This is a genomic window from uncultured Desulfovibrio sp. (assembly GCF_944324525.1).
Classification (GTDB): domain Bacteria; phylum Desulfobacterota; class Desulfovibrionia; order Desulfovibrionales; family Desulfovibrionaceae; genus Desulfovibrio.
Genome location: NZ_CALUWS010000024.1, coordinates 23,035 through 46,990, shown reverse-complemented (window position 1 = coordinate 46,990; position 23,956 = coordinate 23,035). Strand labels below are relative to the sequence as shown.

Here is a 23,956-nt window from a genome sequence, read left to right as displayed (position 1 = left end):
AAATTGTGTCCAATTTCCCTGCTGACGCTGCCCTCACACTACGGAAAAAGCGTGGTTTTTCCGTGTGTTCGGTTGCGGGTAGCCGCTCGCGCGACTACCAGAGCAATCCACATTTTCCATGTGGAATTGTTCCAGGGCGGATTCGCATGGAAATTGTGTCCAATTTCCCTGCTGACGCTGCCCTCACACTACGGAAAAAGCGTGGTTTTTCCGTGTGTTCGGTTGCGAGTAGCCGCTCTCGCGGCTACCAGAGCAATCCACATTTTCCATGTGGAATTGCTCTGTCACGGCTCTTGCCGATGTAGACGACGGACTGTCTCACCTCCGCGCTGGACGCCCGGGCGCATGTCAGATAGCTTGGAGCGTTTCAAACGGAAAAAACTCTAACGGATAGTGCCAGAGGAGGCATACATGCGCCAACTGCCGGACATCTCCAGCGATCAGCTCGTGACCCGTTATGGCCTGCAGCCGCATCCCGAAGGCGGCTTCTACCGGCGCATCTGGTGCAGCGGCGGCCGCATCGCCGCACAAGCCCTGCCCGCCTGCTATGCCGGAGAAAGGCCGTGGAGCACATCCATCCTCTTTTTGCTGCGCGCCGGCCAGCACTCACGGCTGCATCGCCTGCATTCTGATGAGATCTGGCACTTCCTGCTGGGCGGCCCCTTGCGTTTGGCAATCATCCATCCTGACGGCAGCGGAGAGGACTGTCTGCTGGGGCAGAACATCACCGCCGGAGAAGCGCTTGTGCATGTCGTGCCCGGCGGCTGCTGGTTCGGCGCCATGCCCTGTCCGGGAAGCCCCTATGCCCTCGTGGGCTGTACCGTTGCGCCAGGTTTCGACTTCGCCGACTTCGAGCTTGCCCCGGACGCCGACAGCATCCGTCACAGCCTCCCCCACTGTGACGCCGCCGCCTCGCGCATCCTCGACGACTTTTTTCTTTCCCCCACTCCTGCAGGAGCCTGAACAGCTCTCCCTTCCGTATGCCGCTCAAAACGGTTGAGACGGGGGAAGAGGGGCGACTTTTGAAAAAGTCTCCCCTCTTCCCCCGTACCCCCTTCTCCCCTCCAAAACTTTTGCCGCTGTTGCTGTCGGACAGTCTGGCCTCAAGGTCAGCTTCCCGAACGCACGCCAGCCGAGGCACACGAAAAATGATACGAGGCGGGATCCGGATACGACCTGCCGGATGGTCCCGCCTGACATGCTGCCGGGGGACGTGAGAGGACAGGGACGCCTTGCCGCATCACGACGCCATACAGAGATCAGAAAAAACGTTTTTGGAGGGATGAGGGGGAGCGCGAGGGGGAGAAGGGGACCTTTTTTCGCAAAAAGGTCCCCTTCTCCCCCTCGCAAAAATCCTCCCTTGCCCTATAGCACTCCCAGCGCACGCAGGGCGCAGCGGGCGGCAGAGGCGATGAGGGCTTCCTTGCGGGCCATGTCCGCGTTATCCGGCGAACGGGTAAGGATGACCAGGAGAATCCGCCGGCCGTCGGGGGATTCCGCGAGGCCCACGTCATGGGCGAGGCCGCCGCTGGAGCCGGTCTTGTGGGCCAGCCGCCAGTCTGCCGGGAGACCGGCGCGTATGCGCCCCGTGCCGGTCGTGCAGGCGGCCATCCAGGCCAGCAGCTGCCGGCGTTGTGCGGGGGGCAGGGCCTGCCCCGTCAGCAGAGACTGGAGCGTCCGGGCATAGGCAAGCGCCGTGGTCGTATCCCGTTCATCGCCGGGAGCCGACAGGTTGAGCTCCGGCTCCATCCTGTCCAGACGAAAGGTGACGTCGCCCAACTTTCTGACGTAATCCGTCACGCTGCGCGGCCCGCCGAGGCGATCCAGCAGAAGATTGGTGGCGGTATTGTCGCTGAAGCCGAGGGAGGCGGCACAGAGCTCGGCGATGGTCATGCCGTCGCTGCCGTGCCCGCCGGTGATGGGCGACCAGTCCACTTCTTTCTGGGGGGACCAGTGCAGGCGCTCCGTCAGCAGGTTCGGCTCGCTGACGGAGCGGTCCAGTATGCAGGCGGCCAGCAGCACCTTGAAGGTGCTGCAGAAAGTGAAGCGCTCATCACCGCGCCATGCCAGCCTCCGCCCGCTGTCCACATCCACGGCCACAAGACCGATGCGGGCCTGATGCTCTTGTTCCAGCGCGCGCAGTTCCGCGGTCGCCGCGGCGTCGTCCTGAGCGTATGCCCTGACCGGCAGGGCGACGCAAAGAAGCAGCAGACAGCAGCAGAGGCAAAGCGGCAGGCGGGATACCGGCAACAGCATGGCGAACTCCTTTCCTTATGCAGAGAGAGATTTGAAGAAAAATGGGGAGCCGCCGCCTGTCCGGCGGCAACTCCCCTGCAAGAACATGGCAACAGACCGCCGGATCAGCCGTAAATGAAGGCGTCCGGCACGTCGGCCAGCGTGGCGACCATGACGGCCTTGATGGTGTGCATGCGGTTTTCCGCTTCCTGAAAGACGTAGCTGTTGGGCCCTTCGAACACTTCGTCGCTGACTTCCATGTACTCGAGGCCGAAACGCTGGTAGATCTTTTCGCCGATGGTGGTTTCCCGGTTATGGAAGCTGGGCAGGCAGTGCAGGAAACCGCACTGCGGGTTGCCGGTCTTGCGCATGACCTCGGCATCGATGCTGTAAGGCGTCAGCAGGTTGATGCGCTCCTGCCAGACTTCATCGGGCTCGCCCATGGACACCCAGACGTCGGAATAGAGGAAGTCGCAGCCGTGCACGCCCTCTTCCACGCTTTCGGTACGGGTGATGCGCGCGCCGGTCTTTTCGGCGATGGCGCAGGCCGTCTGGTAGACCTCATCCGACGTCCAGAGGGGGCGCGGGGCCACGGAACGAAAATCCAGCCCCAGCATGGCGCAGCAGACCATGAGCGAATTGCCCATATTGTAGCGGGCATCCCCCAGATAGGCCAGCGTCTGCTCACGCAGGGGCTTGGTGCAGCATTCGCGCATGGTCAGCATGTCGGCAAGCATCTGGGTGGGGTGCCATTCGTTGGTCAGGCCGTTCCAGACCGGGACGGAGGCATAGGAGGCCAGCCGTTCCACGATATCCTGCCCGAAGCCGCGGTACTCTATGCCGTCATAAAAGCCGGAGAGCACGCGGGCGGTGTCGGCCATGGATTCCTTCTTGCCCATCTGGGAACCGGAGGGCCCGAGGTAGGTGGTGCAAGCGCCCTGATCGTGCGCGCCCACCTCAAAGGAGCAGCGGGTGCGGGTGGAATCCTTTTCAAACAGAAGGACGATGTTCTTCCCTTCCAGGAAACGCGGTTCGCGGCGTTCCTTCTTGGCCTTCTTCAGGGCCGCCGCCAGATCCAGCAGGTAGAGGAAATCCTCGGGAGTAAAGTCCGTTTCCTTCAAAAAATGACGATTGGTCAGTCTGCTCATGCGATCTCCACCCCCTGCGGGGCCGCTCTAGTCCATATTCTTCCTGTGCATGACCGAAACCCGTGACGCGGCATGCGCCCGGGCGGCACTTGCGGCAGCGGCTTTCCGACAAGGGAGAGCTCCCGTACGGCACGGCATGCGCGAAAACCAAGACCGGGGACTGGGCAGGAGCCACGCAGACGTTTTGCCGCCAAAGCCAGCGCGAGAGGCCGTTTTGCCGCAAATGCGATCAGTGAGCGACGAACCTAGCACGGGAAGCCCCCCTTGTCCATGCGGAGGCGCTGCGCCGTACCGAGGGCTCCCGAAGGGTATCCGGCCCTGCTTCCCATTGCCCACCATTCCCTTTGCCGCTATACTTTCCGGCAAGGAGAGCCCCATGCGCAAACGTTGCCCTGTCTGCATCCTGTTGCCTGTCATCTGCTGCCTGCTCTGCCTGACGTCAGCGGCAGCGGCCGCCGATTCGCCATCCACGCCCCGCCTGCTCAAGGTGGTGGCTCTAACGCGAGCCGGGGTGAGCGCCCCTTTGCAAAGTGAAGCGATGCTGGACTCCTGGACGGAACGCACCTGGCCCCAATGGCCCGCGAGCCGGGGTGAGCTGACCCGTCGTGGGGCGGCTCTGGTGAGCGAGCTTTGGAGCGAGCTGCGCAACCGCTATCTGGCGCTGGGCGTGCTGCCCGCCAATGCCTCGCCGGCCGCCGTCTATGTGCGTGCCGACAACCGTCAGCCAGCGCGCGCCACCGCCTCGGCCCTGCTGGAAGGCATCCTGCCCCAGGGCAATAACGGCTACGCCGTCGGCAGTCTGTCGCCCGACCCGCTTTTCCACCCCGTCCAGAACGGCATGTGCACCTTCCACTTTGCCGCCACGGCCAAGGACGTGCTGAACAATATGCAGGACGGTCTGCCCGGCCTCAATGCCGCATACGCGCAGCAGCTCTCCCTGCTGGACAGCATCATCGGTCCGGCGGATGCGGAGCTCTGCCTGCGCTATGCCCTGCCGCCCGGCTGCCGTCTGTCCGCCATCCCCTCTTCCGTCGCCATTGCCCGGCAGGGGACCAGCGCCTTCATCCTGGGCGGGCTCGGCATCGCCTCCAGCCTGACGGACGTCTTTTTGCGGGAGTTCAGTCAGTGGCCCAGCGAGCCCGCCGCCTGGGGGCAGGCCGATACCGCCACCATGCGGCAGATCCTGAGCCTGCACAGCGCCGTTTTCAATGCCGTGCAGCGGACGCCCTCCGTGGCGGGCGCGCAGGGCAGCACGCTGCTCAATGAGCTTGTCGCCGCCCTTCGGGGAAAGCTGACGGACAGCCGGGCCAACCGGTCGCCCATCGTGGTCTTTGTGGGATCGGATGTGAACATAGCCAATGTGGCCGCCCTGCTGGACATCCACTGGCAGGCTTCCGGCTATCCCGTGGATCTTATCCCTCCCGCGGCCGCGCTGACCTTTGAGCTCTGGCAGCAGGACGGCGGCCAGGTCGTACGCATCAAGTTTTTTGCGCATGCACTGGAGACCCTGCACAGCAGCACGCCCTTTGAGGACGAAGAAAGCCTGGCGGCCTTCACCGTGCGTGTGGGCAAGAACGGCGAGCCCAACCTGCCGGTCGACGCCTTCTATGCGCGTGCGCGTGCCGCCACTCGCGAGGACTGCATCTTTACGGGACTGGCGCTGCCGCAGCTCGTGCCCGCCGCTTCCGAAGGAGCGCTGGAAACGCCCACCCCGGCGGATGCCGGCGAGACGGAAGAAGGAGACGATCCGCAGGGGCAGGCTCCACGGCAATAGCGCGCTTTGCCGTTGAAAAAGGCACGGCGTGAAGCGGCAACACCGCGCCGCCGGCCCAGAGAGGGCGAGAAAACCGCGTTTTTTCCGCGAAGCGACAGACCGTATGGTTCTGCGAGGCGAAGCGTTCCAAACGGCAACTGCTCCAGTAGTCGCGAGAGCGACTACCCGCAACCGAACACACGGAAAACCACGCCTTTTCCGTGGTGTGAGGGCAGCGTCAGCAGGGAAATTGGACACAACTTCCCTGCGAATCCGCTCTTGGAGACAGGATACAAAAACGGCGGCCTCCGCAGGGATGCCGCCGTTTTTGTCGTCTTGCCGCCGTGTGCGAGCTGCGTTTTTTTCTTCCGCAAAACGACAGGCCGTAACGCAGAGCGTTTCAAACAGAAATTGCCCCTAGTCACGCGGATTATCGCGCGGCAGCAGCAGATTGAGCAGGACGCCGGTGACCGCCGCCAGGCCGATGCCCGCCAGCGTGAAAGAACCGAAGTCGAACTGCATGCCGCCCACGCCGAAAATGATGATCAGCGCCACGATGACCATGTTGCGCGGCTGGAGCAGGTCATGCCCCGCCCGCACCAGCGTGTTCAGTCCCACCACCATGATGGCCCCGAACAGCAGGATCATGATCCCTCCCATGACCGGCGTGGGGATGCAGCTCAAAAAGGCCCCCACCTTGGCCACAAAGGAGAGCAGGATGGAACAGATGGCCGCCCACGTCATGACGGCGGGGTTGAAGGCTCGCGTCAGCGTCACCGCGCCCGTCACTTCGGAATAAGTGGTATTGGGCGGGCCGCCCAGCGCGCAGGCCGCCATAGTGGCCAGACCGTCGCCCAGCATGGTGTTCTTGATGCCCGGATCCCGCAGGAAGTCCTTGCCCGTCACCGAGCTTATGGCGATGATGTCGCCAAAGTGCTCGATGGCCGGGGCCACGGTGATGGGGATGATGAAGAGCATGGGCTCCCAGGAGAATTGCGGCAGCACGAAGTCGGGCAGGGCAAACCACGGCGTGGCGTGCACGGCGTCCCAGTTGCCCACGCCAAGGCCGAGGGCCACCAGCAGGCCCACGGCGATGCCGCAAAGGATGGGCATCAGCCGCAGCAGACCGCGTCCCAGCAGGGAGACCGCAACGGTCGTCAGCAGGGCCGACATGGAGAGCGCCAGGGCCGTGCCGCGGGGGATAAGCTGCTGCGTCCCGTCGCCGGAGAGGCCCAGCGCCATCTTGACGGCCACCGGCGCCAGCACGAGACCGATGACCATGATGACCGGGCCGGTGACGATGGGCGGCAGGATGCGCAGGATGACCGCGGTCCCCCGAAAGCGGATGAGCGTGCTCAGCGCCACATAGAGCAGGCCGGAAAAGATGAGCGCCCCCATGGTCAGGGGCACGCCCCAGGTCTTCACGCCGTACATGATGGGCGCGATGAAGGCGAAGGACGACGCCAGGAAGATAGGCACCTTGCCGCGCGTCACGATCTGAAAGATCAGCGTGCCGACGCCCGCGGTGAAGAAGGCCACATTGCTGTCCAGCCCGGTCAAAAGCGGCACCAGCACCAGCGCGCCGAAGGCCACAAAGAGCATCTGCGCGCCGAGCAGCGCCTCCCGCAGGCGAAAGACGTAGCGGCAGGGATCGTCATGGGCGGTCACGGAATTCATGTCGCTTCCCGTCATCATTTCGTGCCGAAAATGCGGTCGCCCGCATCGCCCAGACCGGGGATGATGTATCCATGCTCGTTCAGATGACTGTCGATGGCGGCGGTGTAGATGTCCACGTCGGGATGGGCCTGCTGCAGGCGGGCGATGCCTTCCGGAGCGCAGACGAGATTGATGCTGCACATCTGGCGGCAGCCCCGCTTTTTCAGCAGATCGATGGTGGCGATGAGCGAACCGCCCGTCGCCAGCATGGGATCGAGGATGATGGCAAAACGGTGTTCCAGATTGCCCGCCAGCTTGACGTAATACTCCACGGGCTCAAGGGTCTCCTCGTTGCGGTACAGGCCCACCACGCTGATCTTTGCCCCCGGCACCATGTCCAGCACGCCGTCCATGAGCCCCAGCCCCGCCCGCAGGATGGGCACGACCGTTACTTTCTTGCCGGAAATGGCCTCCACTTCCACCGGCCCGGCCCATCCCTGCACCGTGATCTTTTCGGTACTGAAGGATTTGGTGGCCTCATAACTCAAAAGGCGGGCCAGCTCATTGGCGATACTGCGAAATTCGCCTGTTCCCGTGGACTCCCGGCGCAGCAGCCCGAGCTTGTGCCGCACCAGCGGATGATCGACCACATGCACAGCCATAACGGCCTCCTCAACACTGTAAAATAGTTATAAATAAACTTTTTTATCCTAGCTTTCTCCCCTTTTGCCTGTCAAGCGGCAGTTTCTTCGCGTATTTACAGGCCGTCCGTTTTGGCGTAGCACGAGCCCAGCGTCAGGATGCCGGACAGGGCCATCCTGCGGAAAAAGTCGCTCTTTGCTCCCAAGAATGTATGATGCTGTCCCCGTGGCGGCATTTTCTGAAACGAATCCGCTTTCGCGCGCCCTGCGGGGATAGTTGCCATGCCTGTGCTGCACTCCATCGAAGATTTCCTCCGCCTGCGTGACGCCGGCCTGCCGCTGCTGGACGTCCGCTCCCCTGCCGAATACCAGACGGCGCATATGGCGGGGGCCCACAACCTCCCCCTCTTTTCCGATGCGGAGCGCGCCCAGGTGGGCACCGCTTACGCCCGGCAGGGGCAGGAGGTCGCCTCCCTTCTCGCCCTGCGGCTGGTGGGCGGCCGCCTGGCCGATATGGTGGAATCCGCCCGGCGGATCTGTCCGCCGCGGCCGCTGACGCCGGATGCCGCCGCCGCGCTGTCCGCCTGTTCCGCAACGTCGGCCGGCACGCTCCCGGCCCTGTCGAAAACGCCGTCCACGCCCTGCCGCCATGTGCTGCTCCACTGCTGGCGGGGCGGCCTGCGCAGCCGCAGCGTGGGCTGGTTGCTGGAGAGCTGCGGCTTTACCGTGCACCTCTTGCGCGGCGGCTATCGCGCCTTCCGTACCCATGTCCGCAAGGAGCTGGCCCGGCCGCGACCTGTGCTGGTCCTGGGCGGCATGACCGGCTGCGGCAAGACGGACATCCTCCATGCGCTGGCCGCCCGGGGAGAACAGATCATCGATCTGGAAGGCCTTGCCCATCATCGGGGCTCCGCCTTCGGCGCCGTGGCCCTGAACGGCGGCCAGCCCGGCAACGAAGCTTTTGAGAACAGCCTCTTCGAGCAATGGCGTACGCTGGATCCCCGGCGTCCGGTCTGGCTGGAGGATGAGAGCCGGCGCATCGGCCATGTCACGCTCTGCGAAGAATTCTTCCGCCATATAGACACCTCGCCGCTGCTGGTGGTGGACTTGCCGCTGCCCCTGCGCATCCGCCGCCTTGTCGCCATCTACGGCAGCGCCGCCCCGGGTTCTCCCCCGGCCCCGGACATCGTGGAGGCCCTATGCGCGGCCTTACAAAAACTGCACCGCCGTCTGGGCAGCGAAGCCTGCGCGCGCTGCTGCGAACTGGTGCGCGAGGGACGACTTGACGAAGCCGTCGGACGCGTGCTCCACTATTACGACAAATGTTACGGTCATCAGCAGGCGCAGCGCAGCGGCCGTCTGCTGGGCCGCCTGACCTGCGAAGCGGATGCGCCGCAGGAGACCGCCCGGCGGCTGACGGCGCTGGTTGCGGAGGCCGCCTCCGGCAGCCCGTGCCCTCCCGTCTTTCCCAACCCCCGGTAAGGAGTCGCCCATGACGCCACCATCCCGCCTGAACCTTCCCTGTGCGCCGGACGATCCGGCCCTGACCACGCCCTGCCTGCTGCTTGACGAGGCGCGTATGGCGGGCAATATCGCCCGTTTCAATCGCCATCTGGCCCGCCAGGGCCTGGCCGCGCGGCCGCACCTCAAGACGTGCAAAAGCATGGCCGCGGCGCAGCGCATCCTGCGGACGCCCGCCGGGCCGGCCACGGTCTCCACCCTCGCCGAGGCGGAATATTTCGCGGCCCGGGGCGTGACGGACATTTGTTATGCCGTGGGCATGACGCCCGACAAGCTGGAGCGGGTGCTTGCCCTGCGCCGCGAAGGGACGGATCTTTCCGTCGTGCTGGACGACCCCGTGACGGTCGCGCTGCTGGATGCGGCGGCAAAGCGCCTGTGCACCGCCGAGGACACGCCCCTCCCCGTCCTGCTGGAACTGGATTGCGACGGCCACCGCAGCGGCCTTGATCCGGCGGGCGACGAGCTCCTTGCCGTGGCCGCGGCGGTACAGGCATCGCCCTTTCTGGAGCTGCGCGGCGTCCTGACGCATGCCGGCGCCGCCTATGCCTGCACGGATACGGCCCAGATCGCCGCCCTGGCCCGCCAGGAAGGCGACGCGGTCGTCGCCGCCGCCGAACGCCTGCAGGCCGCAGGATACGCCTGTGCGGTACGCAGCGTCGGCTCCACGCCCACCGCCTTGCTGGGCGAATATCCGCAGGGCGTCACCGAAGTCCGGGCCGGCGTCTATCCCTTTATGGATCTGACCATGTGCGGCCTTGGCGTCTGCACGACGGACGATGTGGCGCTCAGCGTCCTTGCCACGGTCATCGGCCACCGCCGTCAGGACGGGGCGCTGGTGACGGACGCCGGCTGGATGGCCCTTGCCCAGGACCGCGGTCTGGACGAATGCTTCGCCCGTTGGGGGTTTGGCCTGCCCTGCACTCTGGACGGCACGCCCTTGCCGGGCCTGCGGGTCAGCGAGTGCAATCAGGAGCACGGCATCATCAGTTTCCGTCCCGGGGAGGCCGTCCCCGTTCCGGCCCTGCATGAGCGTTTCCCCCCGGGAAGCCGCCTGCGCATCCTGCCCAATCATGCCTGCGCCACCGCCGCACAGTACGACACTTACCATGTGCTGCGGCAGGGGCAGATCACGGCCTGCTGGGAACGCATCCGCGGCTGGTAGGGACGGTCGCCGTCCCGCCGGCGCGGGAATGTCCGCCGGCAGGTCTTGCCGCCGACGCGACGACACGATACACGCACCTTGCCGGCAGGGCATGTCCCGCCCCGGGAGCAGCACCGCCGGCCTGCCTAACCAAGGAGGATATCATGGCTGCAACTGTCTATTACACGGACATGCACACCCGCTCGCACGAAGACAGCAAGATCGCCAAGCTGGCGCGGCTGTGCGACGCGGTGGGCCTCAAGCGGGTCGTCCGCAAGAATGACCTCACCGCCATCAAGCTGCACTTCGGCGAATACGGCAACGACACACACCTGAATCCGGCCCTCGTGCGCCAGGTGGTGGACAAGGTGCACAGCGCGGGCGGCAAGCCCTTCCTGACGGATACCACCACGCTCTACTCCGGCACCCGCCACAATGCCGTGGACCATCTGCAGACCGCCTACAGCCACGGTTTCGCGCCGTCGGTCGTGCAGGCCCCCGTGGTCATCGCCGACGGCCTTTACGGCGAGAACGACGTGCCCGTGCGCATCAACTGCAAGCACTTCAAGGAAGTGCACATCGCCACGGAGATCCGCCGCGCCCCGAGCATGGTGGTGCTCTCGCACTTCAAGGGGCATGAGATGGCGGGCTTTGGCGGAGCCATCAAGAACCTGGCCATGGGCGGGGCCTCGGTGCGCGGCAAGCGCGACCAGCACGGCACCCATGTGTCCGTGGATGCCGCCACCTGTGTCGGCTGCGGGAAGTGCGTGAAGAACTGCCCGCAAAAGGCCCTGAGCCTGAAAGACAAGAAAAGCTGTGTGGACACGTCCCTCTGCATCGGCTGCTTTGAGTGCATCACCGTCTGCCCGACCAAGGCCATCAGCATCGACTGGGCCACGGAAATGGCTCCCTTCGTGGAGCGCATGACCGAATACGCCCTCGGGGCCGTCAAGGGCAAGAAGAACGTCTGCTACATCAACTTCGTCATGAACGTCACCCCGGACTGCGACTGCGTGGCCTGGAGCGACATGCCGCTGGTGCCGGACATCGGCCTGCTGGCCTCCACCGACCCCGTGGCCCTGGATCAGGCCTGCTTTGACCTGGTCAATAAGGCCCCGTGCCTCGATCCCTCCCTCAAGGTCGCGCCCGGCGACGACAAGTTCACGGCACGCTGGCCCAATACCCGCGGTCCCCTGCAGCTCAGCTATGGCGAGGAGATCGGCCTCGGCAGCCGCCAGTATGTGCTGGAAAAGATCTAGAGCGTTTCACTTTGGAAAAAGGTGAAACGCGAGGCGGCGGCACAGCGCCGCCCGGCTGAACGTGAGCGGAAAAACCGCGTTTTTCCGCGTAACGCCAGGCCGTAGGGTTTGAAACGCAAAACGTTTCAAACGGGAAAAGCTCCAACCTGCTGACGAACCGGGCCTGACGGCTCATCACTCGCATGATACGAGCCTCCGGCGGCAGCCTGCCACCGGAGGCTTTTTCTGCTCCCGGCCTATTTGTGAAAAAGAAAACAAGAGGTTTTCTTTTATTTTTATGACAAAAAGTAACCATCTGAAAAAAATATTTTTTCCACACAAGCTCCAGCAAGGCAAACGCCGCGACCGCTGGAATCCCGCTCAAAAACCCGCCAGGTTGTTGCCTTTTTTCCTCCCTCATGGCAGGATGCGCCATCGACTCTGCATACTGTCGGCAAATGGGGGAGGTTCGTTTTGCCAAGCCATATCTTGCTGCTGGTTCTTGGAGCCGCCCTTCTGCACGCGACGTGGAACATCATCGTCAAAGGAGGGGACAACAAGCTCTTCGAGTCAGCCCTCAACGCTCTGGGAGGAGGTCTCGGCACGCTCTTCATCCTGCCGTTCCTCCCACCGCTTCCTGCCGCCTGCTGGCCGTTTCTGGCCCTTTCCTGCTGTTGTCACCTCACCTATTACATCTGCATCTCCGCCGCCTACAAGGAAGTCGATCTTTCGATCGGCTACACCATCATGCGCGGCTGCGCCCCCCTCATCACTTCCATCGTCATGCTCTGCCTCGGTCAGGGACTCAGCCTGACGAGCTGGAGCGGGGTCGCCATTCTCTGCCTCGGCATCTTGGCGCTTTCCCTGGACAATCTGAAACGGCACGCCAACCTGCGGGGCATCCTCATCTCCCTGCGCACCTCCTTCGTCATCGCCGGCTATACGCTGGCGGACGGTTTCGGCGCGTCGGCCGGCGGCGACGGCTACGGCGTGGCCTACGCCTGCTGGATCTTCTTCCTCAACATCTTCCCGCTGCATATCTACGTCTTCCTGCGGCATGGTCGTGAATATTTGCCCTATCTCCGGCAGCGCGGGGGGATAGGCATCTTCGGCGGGCTGTGCGGCCTGGGTTCCTACGGCATAGCCATCTGGGCCATGACCAAGGCGCCCATCGCCATGGTGGCGGCCCTGCGCGAGACATCCGTCATTTTCGGCATGCTCATGGCCGTCATCTTTTTGGGCGAAAAGCTTACGCCCAGCCGCATCCTGGCCGTCCTGCTCGTGTGTTGCGGCACAATGGTACTCAAGTACGGTTAGCCAAAAGGCCGGCCGCTGCATATAGTCGGTTGCCTGCCCTTGACGGGCGAGGCTTCTGCCTTTAATGTGTCCAATGTTCTTTTTTGGACAAATCATATTTTGGAGGATCACATGGGGGATTTACCAAAAAAGCATGAGCTGATGGAGGAAGCACGCGAGGCTCTTGCCAAAACTCTCGGCCCCACCGAAGTGCTGGCGCTCGCCCTGGGCGCCATCGTGGGCTGGGGGTGTTTCATGCTGCCCGGCATCACCTTTCTGCCCAATGCCGGCCCGCTGGGTACCATCATCGCTTTTTTTATCGGCGCATTCTTTCAGTGCATCGTGGCGCTGGGCTACAGTTTTCTCATCAAGCCCTATCCGGTGGCGGGCGGGGCTTTTGTGTACGCCTACGCGGGATTCGGCTCCAAGGGAGCCTTCATCTGCGGCTGGGCGCTGGTGCTCAGCTATGTCTGTGTCATTGCCGCCAACGCCACGGCCATCATTCTGCTGGTACGCTTCCTGCTAGGGAAAAGCATCCAGTTCGGCTATCTCTATACCGTTCTGGACTGGGATATCTACCTCAGCGAAGTGGGCTACATTACGGTCATCCTGCTCGTTTTCGGATATATGAACTTCCGTGGAGTTGATGCGGCCAGTGCCGTTCAGGTCTTCCTGGCCTTTGCCCTGACCATCGGCGTGCTGGTACTCACCATCGGCACGGCCACCGCCGAGACCGCGAGCCTCGACAACCTTCAGCCCCTCTTTGCGGAAAACCGCTCGGCCATTGCCTGCATCATGATGGTGCTGGCTTTGACACCATGGCTATATGTGGGCTTTGACACCATCCCGCAGATGGCGGAGGAGTTCTCCTTCTCTCCCGGCAAAGCCCGTGATCTCATGCTGCTTTCCATCATCTGCGGCGCCGTCATCTACGCCCTCGTCACGCTGTGCGTCGCCGGCCTCATCCCCTACAAGGAACTGCTGGCCGCCAACCATGACTGGGCCACGGGCTGGGTCGCCAATCAAATCTTCGGCCGCTGGGGCGGGGTAGCCCTTGCCGTTCCCGTGTTGGCGGCCATTCTGACAGGCATGAACGGCTTCTTCATGGCCACCACGCGCCTGCTGTTCAGCATGGGCCGCAGCAAATTCCTGCCCGGCTTCTTCTCCGAAGTGCATCCCAAATACAATACCGCCTGGAAGAGCGTCGTCTTCATCACGGCGCTGACCTTGATTGTGCCGTGGTTCGGGAGACCGGCTCTTGACTGGATCGTGGCCACATCGTCCATCGGCACGGCGCTTGCCTACCTTTTCGCCTGCCTGACGGCACGCAAGTATCTGCTTGCGCACCCTGAGCTGCGCGAATCCTCCTGGGGTAAGCCCGTCTGCACTCTGGGCGCCATTACATCGCTTATCTGCATCGGCCTGCTCATGATCCCCAGCTCTCCCGTAGCCATCAACGTGCCCAACTGGGCCATGCTCTTTGCCTGGGTCGCCCTCGGGGCCATTTTCTTCCTGGGCAAGCAGCAGGAACTGCTTTCCATTCCGCACTCGACCATGCGCTACCTGCTGTTCGGCAAAGCCGATCAGGAAGTGCTGTTCGACACCATGGAAGACGACGAGGACATCGTTTAGCGGTTTTGGCGCCGGGGTGGCGGCTGCCGGAGCGACACGCACGCCGGCGCCGCCCCTCCCGCCGGCAGTGTACGACCGTTCATCACGTCATGCGCCGCCCCCTGTCGGGCCGCGGACGTCCCGAGCAAGCCAGTCATCTTCGACCCCGAAGGTGTCGAAGCCATAGCGGAGTATCACCATGCGTTTATTGCTTTCCATTCTCCTTGCCCTGCTCCTGACCGTCGTTCAGGTGTACATCGGCCTGGAAACCTTCTTCCCCAGCGTGTTCCAGCAGAAGACGCACATCGTGGACGAGCTGATCCAGGACAAGAAACCCATCATCAGCAAGCTCACCCCCGAAGAACAGGCCTGGATCACCAACCACGGCAAGGTCACCGTAGGTGTGGACCCCTACTTCTACCCCATTGAAACCTTTGACGGCCGCGGTCAGTATTCCGGCCTTGGCGGCGACTACATGAAGCTTCTGAGCCACCTGACCGGCATCCAGTTCCTGCCGCTGCGCCTCAATGACTGGGCCGCCACCGAGCACAGCGCGCAGGCCCGCGAAGTGGACATGTACATGGCCGCCGCCCAGACGGCGCGCCGCAGCGAGTATATGCTCTTTACCGAGCCCTACATCAACGAACCCGGCGTCATCAGGGCGCCCCGTACCTCCGGCCTGCACGACATCACCGTGGCCGATCTGCACGGCAAAAAGGTGGCTGTGGTGGCCGCCTACTCCTGGCATGACTTCCTCCTGGAACACCATCCCGAAGTGGAAGTGGTGCCCTGCGCCACCACTGTGGACGCGCTCAAGGCCGTGGTCGACGGCGATGCCGATGCCATCATCGACTACGAATTCAACCTGAAGGAAAAGATCCACACGGCCGGCATCATGCAGATGGAGAAGGTTGGCAGCGTGGAGTCCAGCTACGGCCACGCCATTGCCGTGCGCAAGGACTGGCCCATCCTGTTCAGCATCCTCAAGAAGGGGATGGACAGCATCACCCCTGAAGAAAAGACTGCGCTGGCCGAATACTGGCTGGTGCAGGAAAGCGCCCCCGAACCGGCCGACCGCCATCTGCAGTGGCTGTTCTTCTTCTTCACCGAGATCGTCATGCTCGGCTTCGGCTTCCATACCTGGTGGCAGATCTCCGTCACCAGGGCGACCCGCGCCCGCATCCGGGATATCCGCGAAACCAACCGTGCCAAGGCGGCCGCGGTGTCCACCACCAAGGCCTGAGCCTGACTCCCACCATAAGCAAAGCCGCCGCAAGGCGGCTTTTTTGTTCGCCTGCGCAAGTACACCCAAACAGCCCCGCATAGCGAGAGGAGTCGTTTCACGCTTTAGCGCATTTTCAGCTTGAAACGCGTTCCGGTTCAAACCATACGGTCTGGCGCTTCGTATAAAAAGCGCGTTTTTCCGCTCACTTTGGGCCGGGCGGCACTGTCCGCCGCCTCGTGTTCCGCAACAAAGACTGCACGCTCTAAAAGCGACGGGGCGGAGAAGCTTTCGCTTCCCCGCCCCGCACGGCATGTCACAAGACGACGCTACTTTTTCTTGTGCTTCGGACGGCCGTCATCGGGACGGACGGCATTATGGGCCCGTTCATCCTTGCGGCGCTCCGGCTTCTTCTCCAACGCGGCGCGCAGGGCGTCCCGATAGCAGCGCAGTACGGCCAGCCGGGCATATTTCTTGTTCTCCGCCGGGATGATGTGCCACGGCGCATAGGCCGTGCTCGTGCGCAGGAACATCTCGTCCGCCGCCACGCTGTAGGCATCGCGCTTTTCCCTGTTGCGCCAGTCCTCATCCGTGATCTTGTACTGCTTCCACGGCGTCTGCTGCCGTTCCTCAAAACGTCGCAACTGCTCTTCCGGCGAAATATGCAGCCAGAACTTCAGCAGGATGTTGCCATCCTCGGTGAGCTGCTCCTCAAAATGGTTGATCTCGGCATAGGCGCGGCTCCAGTCTTCCCGTGGCGTAAGCTTTTCCACCCGTTCCACGAGGACGCGCCCGTACCATGAGCGGTCATATATGGTGATGAAGCCCGCACGCGGAATATGCCGCCAGAACCGCCACAGATAATGGTGCGCCAGCTCTTCGTCCGAGGGTGCGCTGATGGGGATGACCTGGGTGATGCGCACGTCCGCGCCGCCGATGACGCGCCGTATGGCTCCGCCCTTGCCGGATGCGTCCCAGCCCTCGAAAATGAGCGTGCTGGAGATGCCGCGCCGGTAGGCATGGTAGGTCAGGGCAAAAACTTCGTCCTGCAGTTTCTTCAATTCCTTGCGGTAATGGTCCGGCTCCTTCGACTGCGTGAGGTCGATGGCCTCCAGGCTGGAGACAAGACCTTCCTGCACGAGGCCGGCCCCGTTCTGATCCTGTTCCTTTTCCAGAGCCACGCGCCCGGCTTTGGCATCCTGCGCACGCATGGCGCGCTCCATGCCGGCGATGATGGCCTGCGCCACGGAAAGATTACGGTAATTGGCGTCGGCGGCGTCCACGATGGTCCAGGGCGCTTCCGGACGGTCCGTCAGACGGATGGCCGTGGAGATCCCGTCCACCAGCCCGTCATAGTTGTCGGCGCTCTTTTTGTCGTACGGCGTGAAGTGAAAGACCTCCTGATGCGCGAGACGGTGCTTGAGACGGTGGGTAAAGGTCTTCTTGTCCAGATGCAGCCAGAGCTTGATGATGGCCATGCCCGATGCGGCAAGACTGTTCTCCAGCCCGCGCAGACGGTGCAGACGGCTGCTGAAGGCATCTTCCGAAATGTCCCGGCAGGCCCGCAGGCGCACGGCAGGCCCGTACCAGCCCCCCAGGAAGACCCCCACTTCGCCGGCCGCGGGCAGTTGCCGCCAGTAGCGCCAGAAGGGGGGGCGCTCCCGTTCCTCATCCGTTTCAAACCAGAAGGCATGGTGATGCAGATGCTTGCCGTCCATCCACTCGGAAAGCAGATTGGCCACGGCCCCCCGGCCTGCCCCGTTGAGTCCCGCTATGGTGATGAGTACAGGTATCTTGCGGGTCAGACACTGACGCTGTGCCTCAAAAAGGCGCAGTCGCAACTGTTGCATGGCGGCTTCATATTCCTTGTCGGCGCATTTTCGCCCAAGCGCGGCGGATTCGAACATGTGACCTCCTAGGCCTGTAAAGTTCCCCGTAAGCTCCACGAGTTTGTGAAGGGCCATATATTGCAGTCTATCCCCGCAGGACATGAATCACAAGGAAAAAACGCCACACGTGCCGCGTCCGCGTAGCGGGAGCGCTCCTTGACCGGTTGGGGAGAACAGGCTATCTTTTTGCCAGCTTATCCGGGGAGTCCGACATGTTTCCTACCATTACCGGCAGAAAGATCCGAAACGCCATCATCGGCTGCGGCCGCATCTCCAAAAATCACTTCGCTTCCATAGAAAAGCATCAGGATAACATGGAACTGGTCGCCGTCTGCGACAGCGACCCCGCCGTGCTGCGCGACCATGTGGAGCGGTACGGCGTTCCCGGTTTTTCCTCGCTCACCGAACTGCTGGACAAGAGCGACTGCGATCTTGTCACCATTTGCACGCCGAGCGGCCTGCATCCGCAGATGGTCATCGAGGCCGCCCGCGCCGGGCGGCACGTCATGACGGAAAAGCCCATGGCCACCCGCTGGAAGGATGGTCTGGCCATGATCCACGCCTGCGACGAGGCCCGACGCCGCCTTTTCGTGGTCAAGCAGAACCGGCGCAACGCCACGCTCCAGCTGCTCAAGCGCGCCATCGACGAACAGCGCTTCGGCCGCATCTACATGGTGCATCTGAACGTTTTCTGGACCCGCCCGCAATCCTACTATGATTCCGCCAAGTGGCGCGGCACATGGGAAATGGACGGCGGCGCCTTCATGAACCAGGCCAGCCATTATGTGGATCTGCTGGAATGGCTCATCGGCCCCATAGCCGACGTGCAGGCCATGACCGGCACCCTGGCCCGCCATATCGAGGTGGAGGATTCCGGCGTGCTCAACGTGCGCTGGCGCAACGGCGCGCTGGGCTCCATGGCCGTCACCATGCTCACCTACGACAAGAATCTGGAAGGCTCCATCACCATCATCGGGGAAAAGGGCACGGCCCGCGTCGGCGGCGTGGCGGTCAACGAGATCCAGATCTGGAAGTTTGACGAGCCCCGCGATTATGACGCCACCGTGGCGGAATCGAGCTATGCCACGACATCCGTCTACGGCTTCGGGCATCCCCTGTATTACAAGAACGTCATCGACGTGCTCCGCGGTGAAGCGGAACCGGAAACGGACGGCCGTGAAGGACTCAAGTCCCTTGAGATCCTCATAGCCGCCTACTGCAGCGCCCGCGACAACAAGACCGTTTCGCTCCCGCTGGAGTATTAGAGCCTGCCTGGAGGAGCTGCGCCCGACCGGAAAAGGCACACCCTGCCGGCCTGACGCCGCTTCGCCGTGCCGGACGCTCTTTGCCGCGAGCGTGCCGCTATGCCCGGCAAAAAGCAGGCGTCGCGCCGGCTGCAAGAAGATTCAAACGTTGTGAAAGAGGAGAGGGCATGGTTTCTCTCGATGCACTGCGGCAGGGGACATCCGCTGTCGCCGTTGTGGGGCTGGGCTACGTTGGCCTGCCTCTGGCCGTGGCGCTGGCCCGGCACTTCGATGTTATCGGTTTTGACGTCAACAGCGCCCGGGTGGAGGCCCTGCGGCAGGGACACGACGCCACCCGGGAGGTGGACGGCGCCGAACTGGCCGCCTGCAAGGCGCTCTTCACCGACGATCCCGAACAATTGCGGCGGGCCGCTGTCATCATCGTGGCCGTTCCCACGCCGGTGGACGATCATCGCCGTCCAGACCTGTCGCCGGTACGCGCGGCCAGCCGCACGGTGGGCCGCCACATGTCGCGCGGCTGCGTGGTCTGCTACGAGTCCACGGTCTATCCCGGCGTGACGGAAGAGGAATGCCGCCCCATCCTCGAGGCGGAGTCCGGTCTGCGCTTCCCGCAGGATTTTACGCTCGGCTATTCGCCCGAACGCATCAACCCCGGCGACAAGGTGCACCGGCTGGAGACCATCCGCAAGATCGTTTCCGGCTCGGACGAGCCCACGGCCGACCTGCTGGCGCAGGTCTACGGCAGCGTGGTGGCCGCGGGCATCCACCGGGCCTCGTCCATCAAGGTGGCCGAAGCCGCCAAAGTCATCGAGAATACCCAGCGCGACATCAACATAGCCCTCATGAACGAGCTGGCCATCATCTTCAACAAGCTCGGCATCGACACGCTGGAGGTGCTGGAAGCCGCGGGCAGCAAATGGAACTTCCTGCCCTTCCGGCCCGGCCTCGTGGGCGGGCACTGCATCGGCGTCGATCCCTACTACCTCACCTACAAGGCCGAGGAGATCGGCTGCCACCCCGAAGTCATCCTTTCCGGCCGGCGCATCAATGACGGCATGGGAAAATTCGTGGCCGAGATCTGCGTCAAGCGCCTCATCGAATCCGACAGGCGCGTCAAGGGCGCGCGCGTGGGCATCCTGGGCTTCACCTTCAAGGAGAATGTGCCGGATATCCGCAATACGCGCGTGGTGGACATCGTGGCGGAACTGAAGGAATACGGCGTCACGCCGCTTGTGCACGACCCGGAGGCCGCCCCCGCCGAGGCCCTGCACGAATACGGGCAGGAGCTGCTGCCCCTGTCGGCCCTGAGCCGGCTGGATGCCCTCATCCTGGCCGTGGCGCACGACAGCTTTCGCAGCCTGACGCCCGACGCCATCGCGGCCATGTTCGAGACGCAGCCCGTCAGCCTCATGGACATCAAGGGATTCTGGGACAAACACGCCTTGCGCGAAGCCGGTTTTGACCTCTGGCGGCTGTAAGCATCTACGGGGAGGCATCCATGCAGTTCATCGATCTCGCCGCGCAGCAGGCGCGCATCCGCTCCCGTATCGAGGCCCGCATCACGGCCGTCCTGGATCACGGAAAATACATCATGGGCCCGGAAGTGGCCGAGCTGGAGGCCGCCCTGTGCGCCTTTACCGGCGCGCGGCACTGCATCACCTGCGCCTCCGGCACGGATGCGCTGCTCATGCCGCTCATGGCCTGGGGCATCGGCCCGGGCGACGCCGTTTTCGTGCCGCCCTTCACTTTCTTCGCCACGGCCGAGGAGCCCGCGCTGCTGGGAGCCACGCCCATCTTCGTGGACATCGATCCCCAGACCTTCAACATGCGGCCCGACCTGCTGGCCCGCGCGGTGGAGGCCGTGCTCCGGCAGGATGCCGGCATCTATCCCCTTCCTGAGGCGGCGCGCACCCGCAAGCTGACGCCGCGGGCGGTCATCCCCGTGGATCTGTTCGGCCAGGCCCCGCCCTACGCGGAACTGCTGCACGTCGCCCGCGAGCATGACCTGCTCGTGCTGGAAGATGCGGCCCAGAGTTTCGGCGGCACGCATCACGGGCAACGCCACTGCGCCCTGGGCTGCCACGCGGCCGCCACGAGCTTTTTCCCGGCCAAGCCGCTGGGCTGCTACGGCGACGGCGGCGCCGTCTTCACCGATGACGACGATCTGGCGGCCCTGCTGCGCTCCATCCGCGTGCACGGCAAGGGCAGCGACAAATACGACAACGTGCGTCTTGGCCTGAACGGACGGCTGGACACCCTGCAGGCCGCCATCCTGCTGGCCAAGCTGGAGATCTTCCCCGACGAGCTGACGGCGCGGCAGCAGGTGGCCCAGTGCTATGCCCGGCATCTTTCCGGCATCAAGGGGCTGACGCCTCCCCATGTGGCGGAGGGCAACCGCAGCGCCTGGGCGCAGTTCTGCGTGCTGCTGCCCGAAGGCAGCCGCCCCGCCGTCATGGAACACCTCAAGGCGCAAGGCATCCCCACCAACATCTACTATCCCAAGCCGCAGCACTGCCTTGGCGTCTTTGCCGGGCTGGGCTACGCGGCGGACGACATGCCGGCGGCGCTCCAGGCTTCGCGCAACATCCTCGCCCTGCCCTTCCACCCCTACATGACGGAAGAGGACGTGACCAGGGTCGCCACGGCGCTCGGCGAGGCCCTGGCATGAGCGCCCCCTCCGCCTTCGTGCACGAAACGGCCTGCATCGACGATGCGGTCAGCCTCGGGGCCGGGACGAAGATCTGGCATTTCACCCATGTGCTGTCCGGCTCCGTGGTGGGAGAAAACTGCAACATCGGCCAGAACGTGGTCATCGGGCCGGACGTCCGCATCGGCAGGGGCTGCAAGATCCAGAACAACGTCAGCGTCTACAAGGGCGTGACGCTGGAAGACGACGTCTTTTGCGGGCCGAGCATGGTCTTCACCAATGTGTTCAATCCCCGCGCCCATATCCGCCGCATGGATGAAGCCCGTCCGACGCTTGTCCGGCAGGGAGCCAGCATCGGCGCCAACGCCACCATCGTCTGCGGCATCACGGTGGGGCGCTATGCCCTGATCGGGGCAGGCGCGGTCGTCACCCGGGACGTGCCGGATTTTGCCCTCATCTACGGCAATCCGGCCCGGCAACATGGCTGGGTCTGCGCCTGCGGGGAAAAGCTGCCGAAGGATCTGCGCTGTCCCGCCTGCGGCAAACGCTACCGTCTCCAGGACGGCAGGCTTGACGCCGCGGAACCGGAAAACTGTTGAACGCCGCATGCCTGCCTCCGGGCAGCCGACTGGCCCGAATCACGGAATGTCTTATGTCAGCCGGGCGCGTCGGGGCGACACGGCCGCGTACCCCGTCCGTACGGCACGTCCGGCCGGCACGGGAGGATACGCCCCGTCTCCCACGCGTGGTCGTTCTGCCCAGATTTTCCCTGCCCGTGCAGCCGTTGCGCGTACGCTGCACGCCTCAAGCGTTTTCCCGGGGCGGCCCGAGGCCCCGTGCCCGTCACGAGGAAGGAAGGTACGGGCATCGACAGCAAGGCGAAAAGATTCCCTTCCCCCAGATGAGCAGTGCGGAGCGTGAACACGCCCCAGCCTGAACCGCGTAGCCATCATGAAATACCTCCCCTCACAGCTCATGTCCTTCCTGCACGAACGCGGGGCGCGCCACAATATCGCCATATTGCGGCGCTTCAGCCTGACGCTCTTTCTCATGATCGCCGCTTACAGCGTGCTCTTTCATGTGATCATGGAATACGAGGGGCAGCACCATTCCTGGATCACCGGCGTCTACTGGACGCTTACCGTCATGTCCACGCTGGGCTTCGGGGACATCACCTTCACCTCGGACCTCGGCCGCGTGTTTTCCATCGTCGTGCTCATGTCCGGGGTCATCTTCTTCCTCATCATGCTGCCGTTCACCTTCATCCAGCATTTCTACATGCCCTGGCTGGAAAGCCAGAAGAAGGACATGGTCCCCCGGCAGCTGCCCCCCGCCACGCACGGCCACGTCATCATAGCCGGCAGCGGCCCCATCACGCTCAACCTGGCCGATGACCTCACCCGCTACGGCGTGCGCAACATCCTGCTGTGCCACGATCCGCAAAGCGGCCTCGAACTGCTGGAGCAGGGCTATGAAGTGGTTGCCGGCGACCACGACGACGTCAAGACCTACGCCAAACTGCGCGCGGATGCCGCGGCCATGCTGGTGGTGCTGGATACGGACATCCGCTGCACCAACATCGTCTTTTCCGCGCGAGAGGCCGCGCCGCGCGTGTCCATCGCCGCCGGGGTGGAAAATCCCGACGCCAGCGACATCCTGCGGCTGGCCGGATGCACGCGGGTCTTCCAGTTCCACAGCGTGCTCGGCAAGGCGCTGGCCCGGCGGGTGCTCAACACGGCCCAACGGGTCAGCATCATGGGCCGTTTCGGCAATCTGGTGGTGGCCGAGGCGCCGGTCATGCGCAGCCATCTTTCCGGCAAGACCCTGCTGGAGTGCGGCCTGCGCGAGAGCACGGGCGTCAACGTGGTGGGTGTCTGGGATCGCGGCGTGTTCCAGCTGCCGCAGCTGTCCACGGTCTTCACCGAGAGCTGCGTGCTCGTGGTGGCCGGCACGGAAGCGCAGATACGCGCGCTGGACAAGCTCATCAGCGTCCCGCGGCAGGATGCCGAACAGACGCCGGCGGTCATCCTCGGCGGCGGCCGCGTGGGGCTCTCCGTGGCGGCGCATCTGGCGCGGCGGCGCATCCCGGCGGTCATCGTGGACCGGCAGGCCCACATCAACTCCGGCGAAACGCCGCACATCCGCGGGGACGCCTCGGATCTGGCCGTGCTGGAAAAGGCGGGCATCCGCACGACGCCCTCCATCATCGTCACCACCCATGACGATGACGCCAACATTTATCTGAGCATCTACTGCCGCCGCCTGCGTCCCGACGCCCAGATCCTCTGCCGGGCCTCGCTGGACCGCAACGTCTCCGGCCTGCACAGCGCGGGTGCGGATCAGGTGCTCTCGCTGGCCTCGCTGGTCAGCAGCAGCATCTTCAACATGCTTTCGCCGGACAAGCTGCTCATGATCAACGAGCGCCTGTCCATCTTCCGCTACACCATCCGCGGCGCGCTGGCCGGGAAAAGCCTGAAGGACTGCGGCATACGCAACAAGACGCAGTGCAGCGTGCTGGCCATCCGCGGCGCGGACGGCTCCATGCACGTCAACCCGCCGCCGACACACATCTTTGCGCTTCGGGACGCCCTCTACCTCATCGGCGACTCGGAAGCGGAGGACAAGTTCCGCGCCCACTACGGCATTGACGAAGATATAGGCACGCACGACGTGGATCTGAGCTGAGGACTGCT

The 23,956-nt window shown here is 63.8% G+C and carries 19 protein-coding genes; 13 read left to right on the top strand and 6 right to left on the bottom strand.

Annotated features, from left to right (window positions below; genetic code table 11):
- Nucleotides 1-411 precede the first annotated feature (411 nt).
- The gene (locus Q0K12_RS07695; protein WP_297261667.1) at nt 412-963 is read left to right on the top strand and encodes a cupin domain-containing protein; all 552 of its coding nucleotides are present in this window, start codon (nt 412-414) and stop codon (nt 961-963) included.
- A gap of 402 nt (nt 964-1,365) precedes the next feature.
- On the opposite strand, the gene bla is transcribed toward Q0K12_RS07695, so the two are convergent.
- Nucleotides 1,366-2,256: a class A beta-lactamase gene (gene bla / locus Q0K12_RS07690; RefSeq protein ID WP_297261665.1), complete on the bottom strand. Its 891-nt coding sequence runs from the start codon at nt 2,254-2,256 to the stop codon at nt 1,366-1,368.
- A gap of 104 nt (nt 2,257-2,360) precedes the next feature.
- On the bottom strand, nt 2,361-3,383 hold the full coding sequence (argF, locus tag Q0K12_RS07685) for an ornithine carbamoyltransferase (RefSeq protein WP_297261663.1): 1,023 nt from the start codon (nt 3,381-3,383) through the stop codon (nt 2,361-2,363).
- 376 nt (nt 3,384-3,759) lie between these two features.
- Here argF and Q0K12_RS07680 point away from each other — a divergent pair, with 376 nt between their 5' ends.
- Nucleotides 3,760-5,157: a histidine-type phosphatase gene (locus Q0K12_RS07680; RefSeq protein WP_297261661.1), complete on the top strand. Its 1,398-nt coding sequence runs from the start codon at nt 3,760-3,762 to the stop codon at nt 5,155-5,157.
- Between the two features lie 396 nt (nt 5,158-5,553).
- Here the strand turns inward: Q0K12_RS07680 and Q0K12_RS07675 are convergent, their stop codons facing one another.
- Entirely contained in the window at nt 5,554-6,813 is a 1,260-nt protein-coding gene (locus Q0K12_RS07675) for a uracil-xanthine permease family protein (RefSeq protein WP_297261659.1), read from the bottom strand.
- Nucleotides 6,814-6,827: 14 nt separating this feature from the next.
- Complete coding sequence (gene upp / locus Q0K12_RS07670; protein ID WP_297261657.1) at nt 6,828-7,454, bottom strand: uracil phosphoribosyltransferase; 627 nt, start codon at nt 7,452-7,454, stop codon at nt 6,828-6,830.
- A gap of 261 nt (nt 7,455-7,715) precedes the next feature.
- On the opposite strand from upp, the gene mnmH reads away from it, so the two are divergent.
- The 3 genes from mnmH (at nt 7,716) to Q0K12_RS07655 (ending at nt 11,354) form a co-directional block, all read left to right on the top strand.
- Complete coding sequence (gene mnmH / locus Q0K12_RS07665; RefSeq protein ID WP_297261655.1) at nt 7,716-8,915, top strand: tRNA 2-selenouridine(34) synthase MnmH; 1,200 nt, start codon at nt 7,716-7,718, stop codon at nt 8,913-8,915.
- Between the two features lie 10 nt (nt 8,916-8,925).
- A complete protein-coding gene (locus tag Q0K12_RS07660; RefSeq protein WP_297261653.1) occupies nt 8,926-10,116 on the top strand; it encodes an alanine racemase in 1,191 nt (396 codons plus the stop codon).
- Nucleotides 10,117-10,259: 143 nt separating this feature from the next.
- Nucleotides 10,260-11,354, top strand: a complete 1,095-nt coding sequence (locus Q0K12_RS07655) for a DUF362 domain-containing protein (protein ID WP_297261651.1) — start codon at nt 10,260-10,262, stop codon at nt 11,352-11,354.
- Here Q0K12_RS07655 and Q0K12_RS07650 read toward each other — a convergent pair.
- Nucleotides 11,296-11,769 carry a hypothetical protein gene (locus Q0K12_RS07650; RefSeq protein WP_297261649.1) on the bottom strand — a complete coding sequence of 158 codons (474 nt, stop codon included), beginning with the start codon at nt 11,767-11,769 and terminating at the stop codon, nt 11,296-11,298. The genes Q0K12_RS07655 and Q0K12_RS07650 overlap by 59 nt on opposite strands.
- 38 nt (nt 11,770-11,807) lie before the next feature.
- Between Q0K12_RS07650 and Q0K12_RS07645 the strand changes: the two genes are divergently transcribed.
- The 3 genes from Q0K12_RS07645 to Q0K12_RS07635 all read left to right on the top strand — a co-directional run bounded on the left by Q0K12_RS07645 (nt 11,808) and on the right by Q0K12_RS07635 (nt 15,483).
- Nucleotides 11,808-12,650 carry a DMT family transporter gene (locus tag Q0K12_RS07645; protein ID WP_296303494.1) on the top strand — a complete coding sequence of 281 codons (843 nt, stop codon included), beginning with the start codon at nt 11,808-11,810 and terminating at the stop codon, nt 12,648-12,650.
- Nucleotides 12,651-12,791: 141 nt separating this feature from the next.
- On the top strand, nt 12,792-14,261 hold the full coding sequence (locus Q0K12_RS07640; protein WP_297261647.1) for an APC family permease: 1,470 nt from the start codon (nt 12,792-12,794) through the stop codon (nt 14,259-14,261).
- A gap of 178 nt (nt 14,262-14,439) precedes the next feature.
- Nucleotides 14,440-15,483 (top strand): transporter substrate-binding domain-containing protein, encoded by a 1,044-nt coding sequence (locus Q0K12_RS07635; protein WP_297261645.1) that lies wholly within the window; start codon nt 14,440-14,442, stop codon nt 15,481-15,483.
- Nucleotides 15,484-15,791: 308 nt separating this feature from the next.
- Here Q0K12_RS07635 and pap read toward each other — a convergent pair whose 3' ends face one another.
- Nucleotides 15,792-17,369 (bottom strand): polyphosphate:AMP phosphotransferase, encoded by a 1,578-nt coding sequence (gene pap, locus Q0K12_RS07630; protein ID WP_297261644.1) that lies wholly within the window; start codon nt 17,367-17,369, stop codon nt 15,792-15,794.
- A 194-nt stretch (nt 17,370-17,563) separates the two neighbouring features.
- Between pap and Q0K12_RS07625 the strand changes: the two genes are divergently transcribed.
- From Q0K12_RS07625 to Q0K12_RS07605, 5 genes are all read left to right on the top strand, one after another.
- Nucleotides 17,564-18,616 (top strand): Gfo/Idh/MocA family oxidoreductase, encoded by a 1,053-nt coding sequence (locus tag Q0K12_RS07625; RefSeq protein ID WP_297261643.1) that lies wholly within the window; start codon nt 17,564-17,566, stop codon nt 18,614-18,616.
- A gap of 167 nt (nt 18,617-18,783) precedes the next feature.
- Entirely contained in the window at nt 18,784-20,094 is a 1,311-nt protein-coding gene (locus Q0K12_RS07620) for a nucleotide sugar dehydrogenase (protein WP_297261642.1), read from the top strand.
- Nucleotides 20,095-20,114: 20 nt separating this feature from the next.
- Nucleotides 20,115-21,284: a DegT/DnrJ/EryC1/StrS family aminotransferase gene (locus Q0K12_RS07615; RefSeq protein ID WP_297261641.1), complete on the top strand. Its 1,170-nt coding sequence runs from the start codon at nt 20,115-20,117 to the stop codon at nt 21,282-21,284.
- Entirely contained in the window at nt 21,281-21,862 is a 582-nt protein-coding gene (locus Q0K12_RS07610) for an acyltransferase (protein WP_297261640.1), read from the top strand. Before Q0K12_RS07615 ends, Q0K12_RS07610 begins: the two co-directional genes overlap by 4 nt.
- Before the next feature lie 352 nt (nt 21,863-22,214).
- Nucleotides 22,215-23,948 carry an NAD-binding protein gene (locus tag Q0K12_RS07605; RefSeq protein ID WP_297261639.1) on the top strand — a complete coding sequence of 578 codons (1,734 nt, stop codon included), beginning with the start codon at nt 22,215-22,217 and terminating at the stop codon, nt 23,946-23,948.
- Nucleotides 23,949-23,956: the final 8 nt, after the last annotated feature.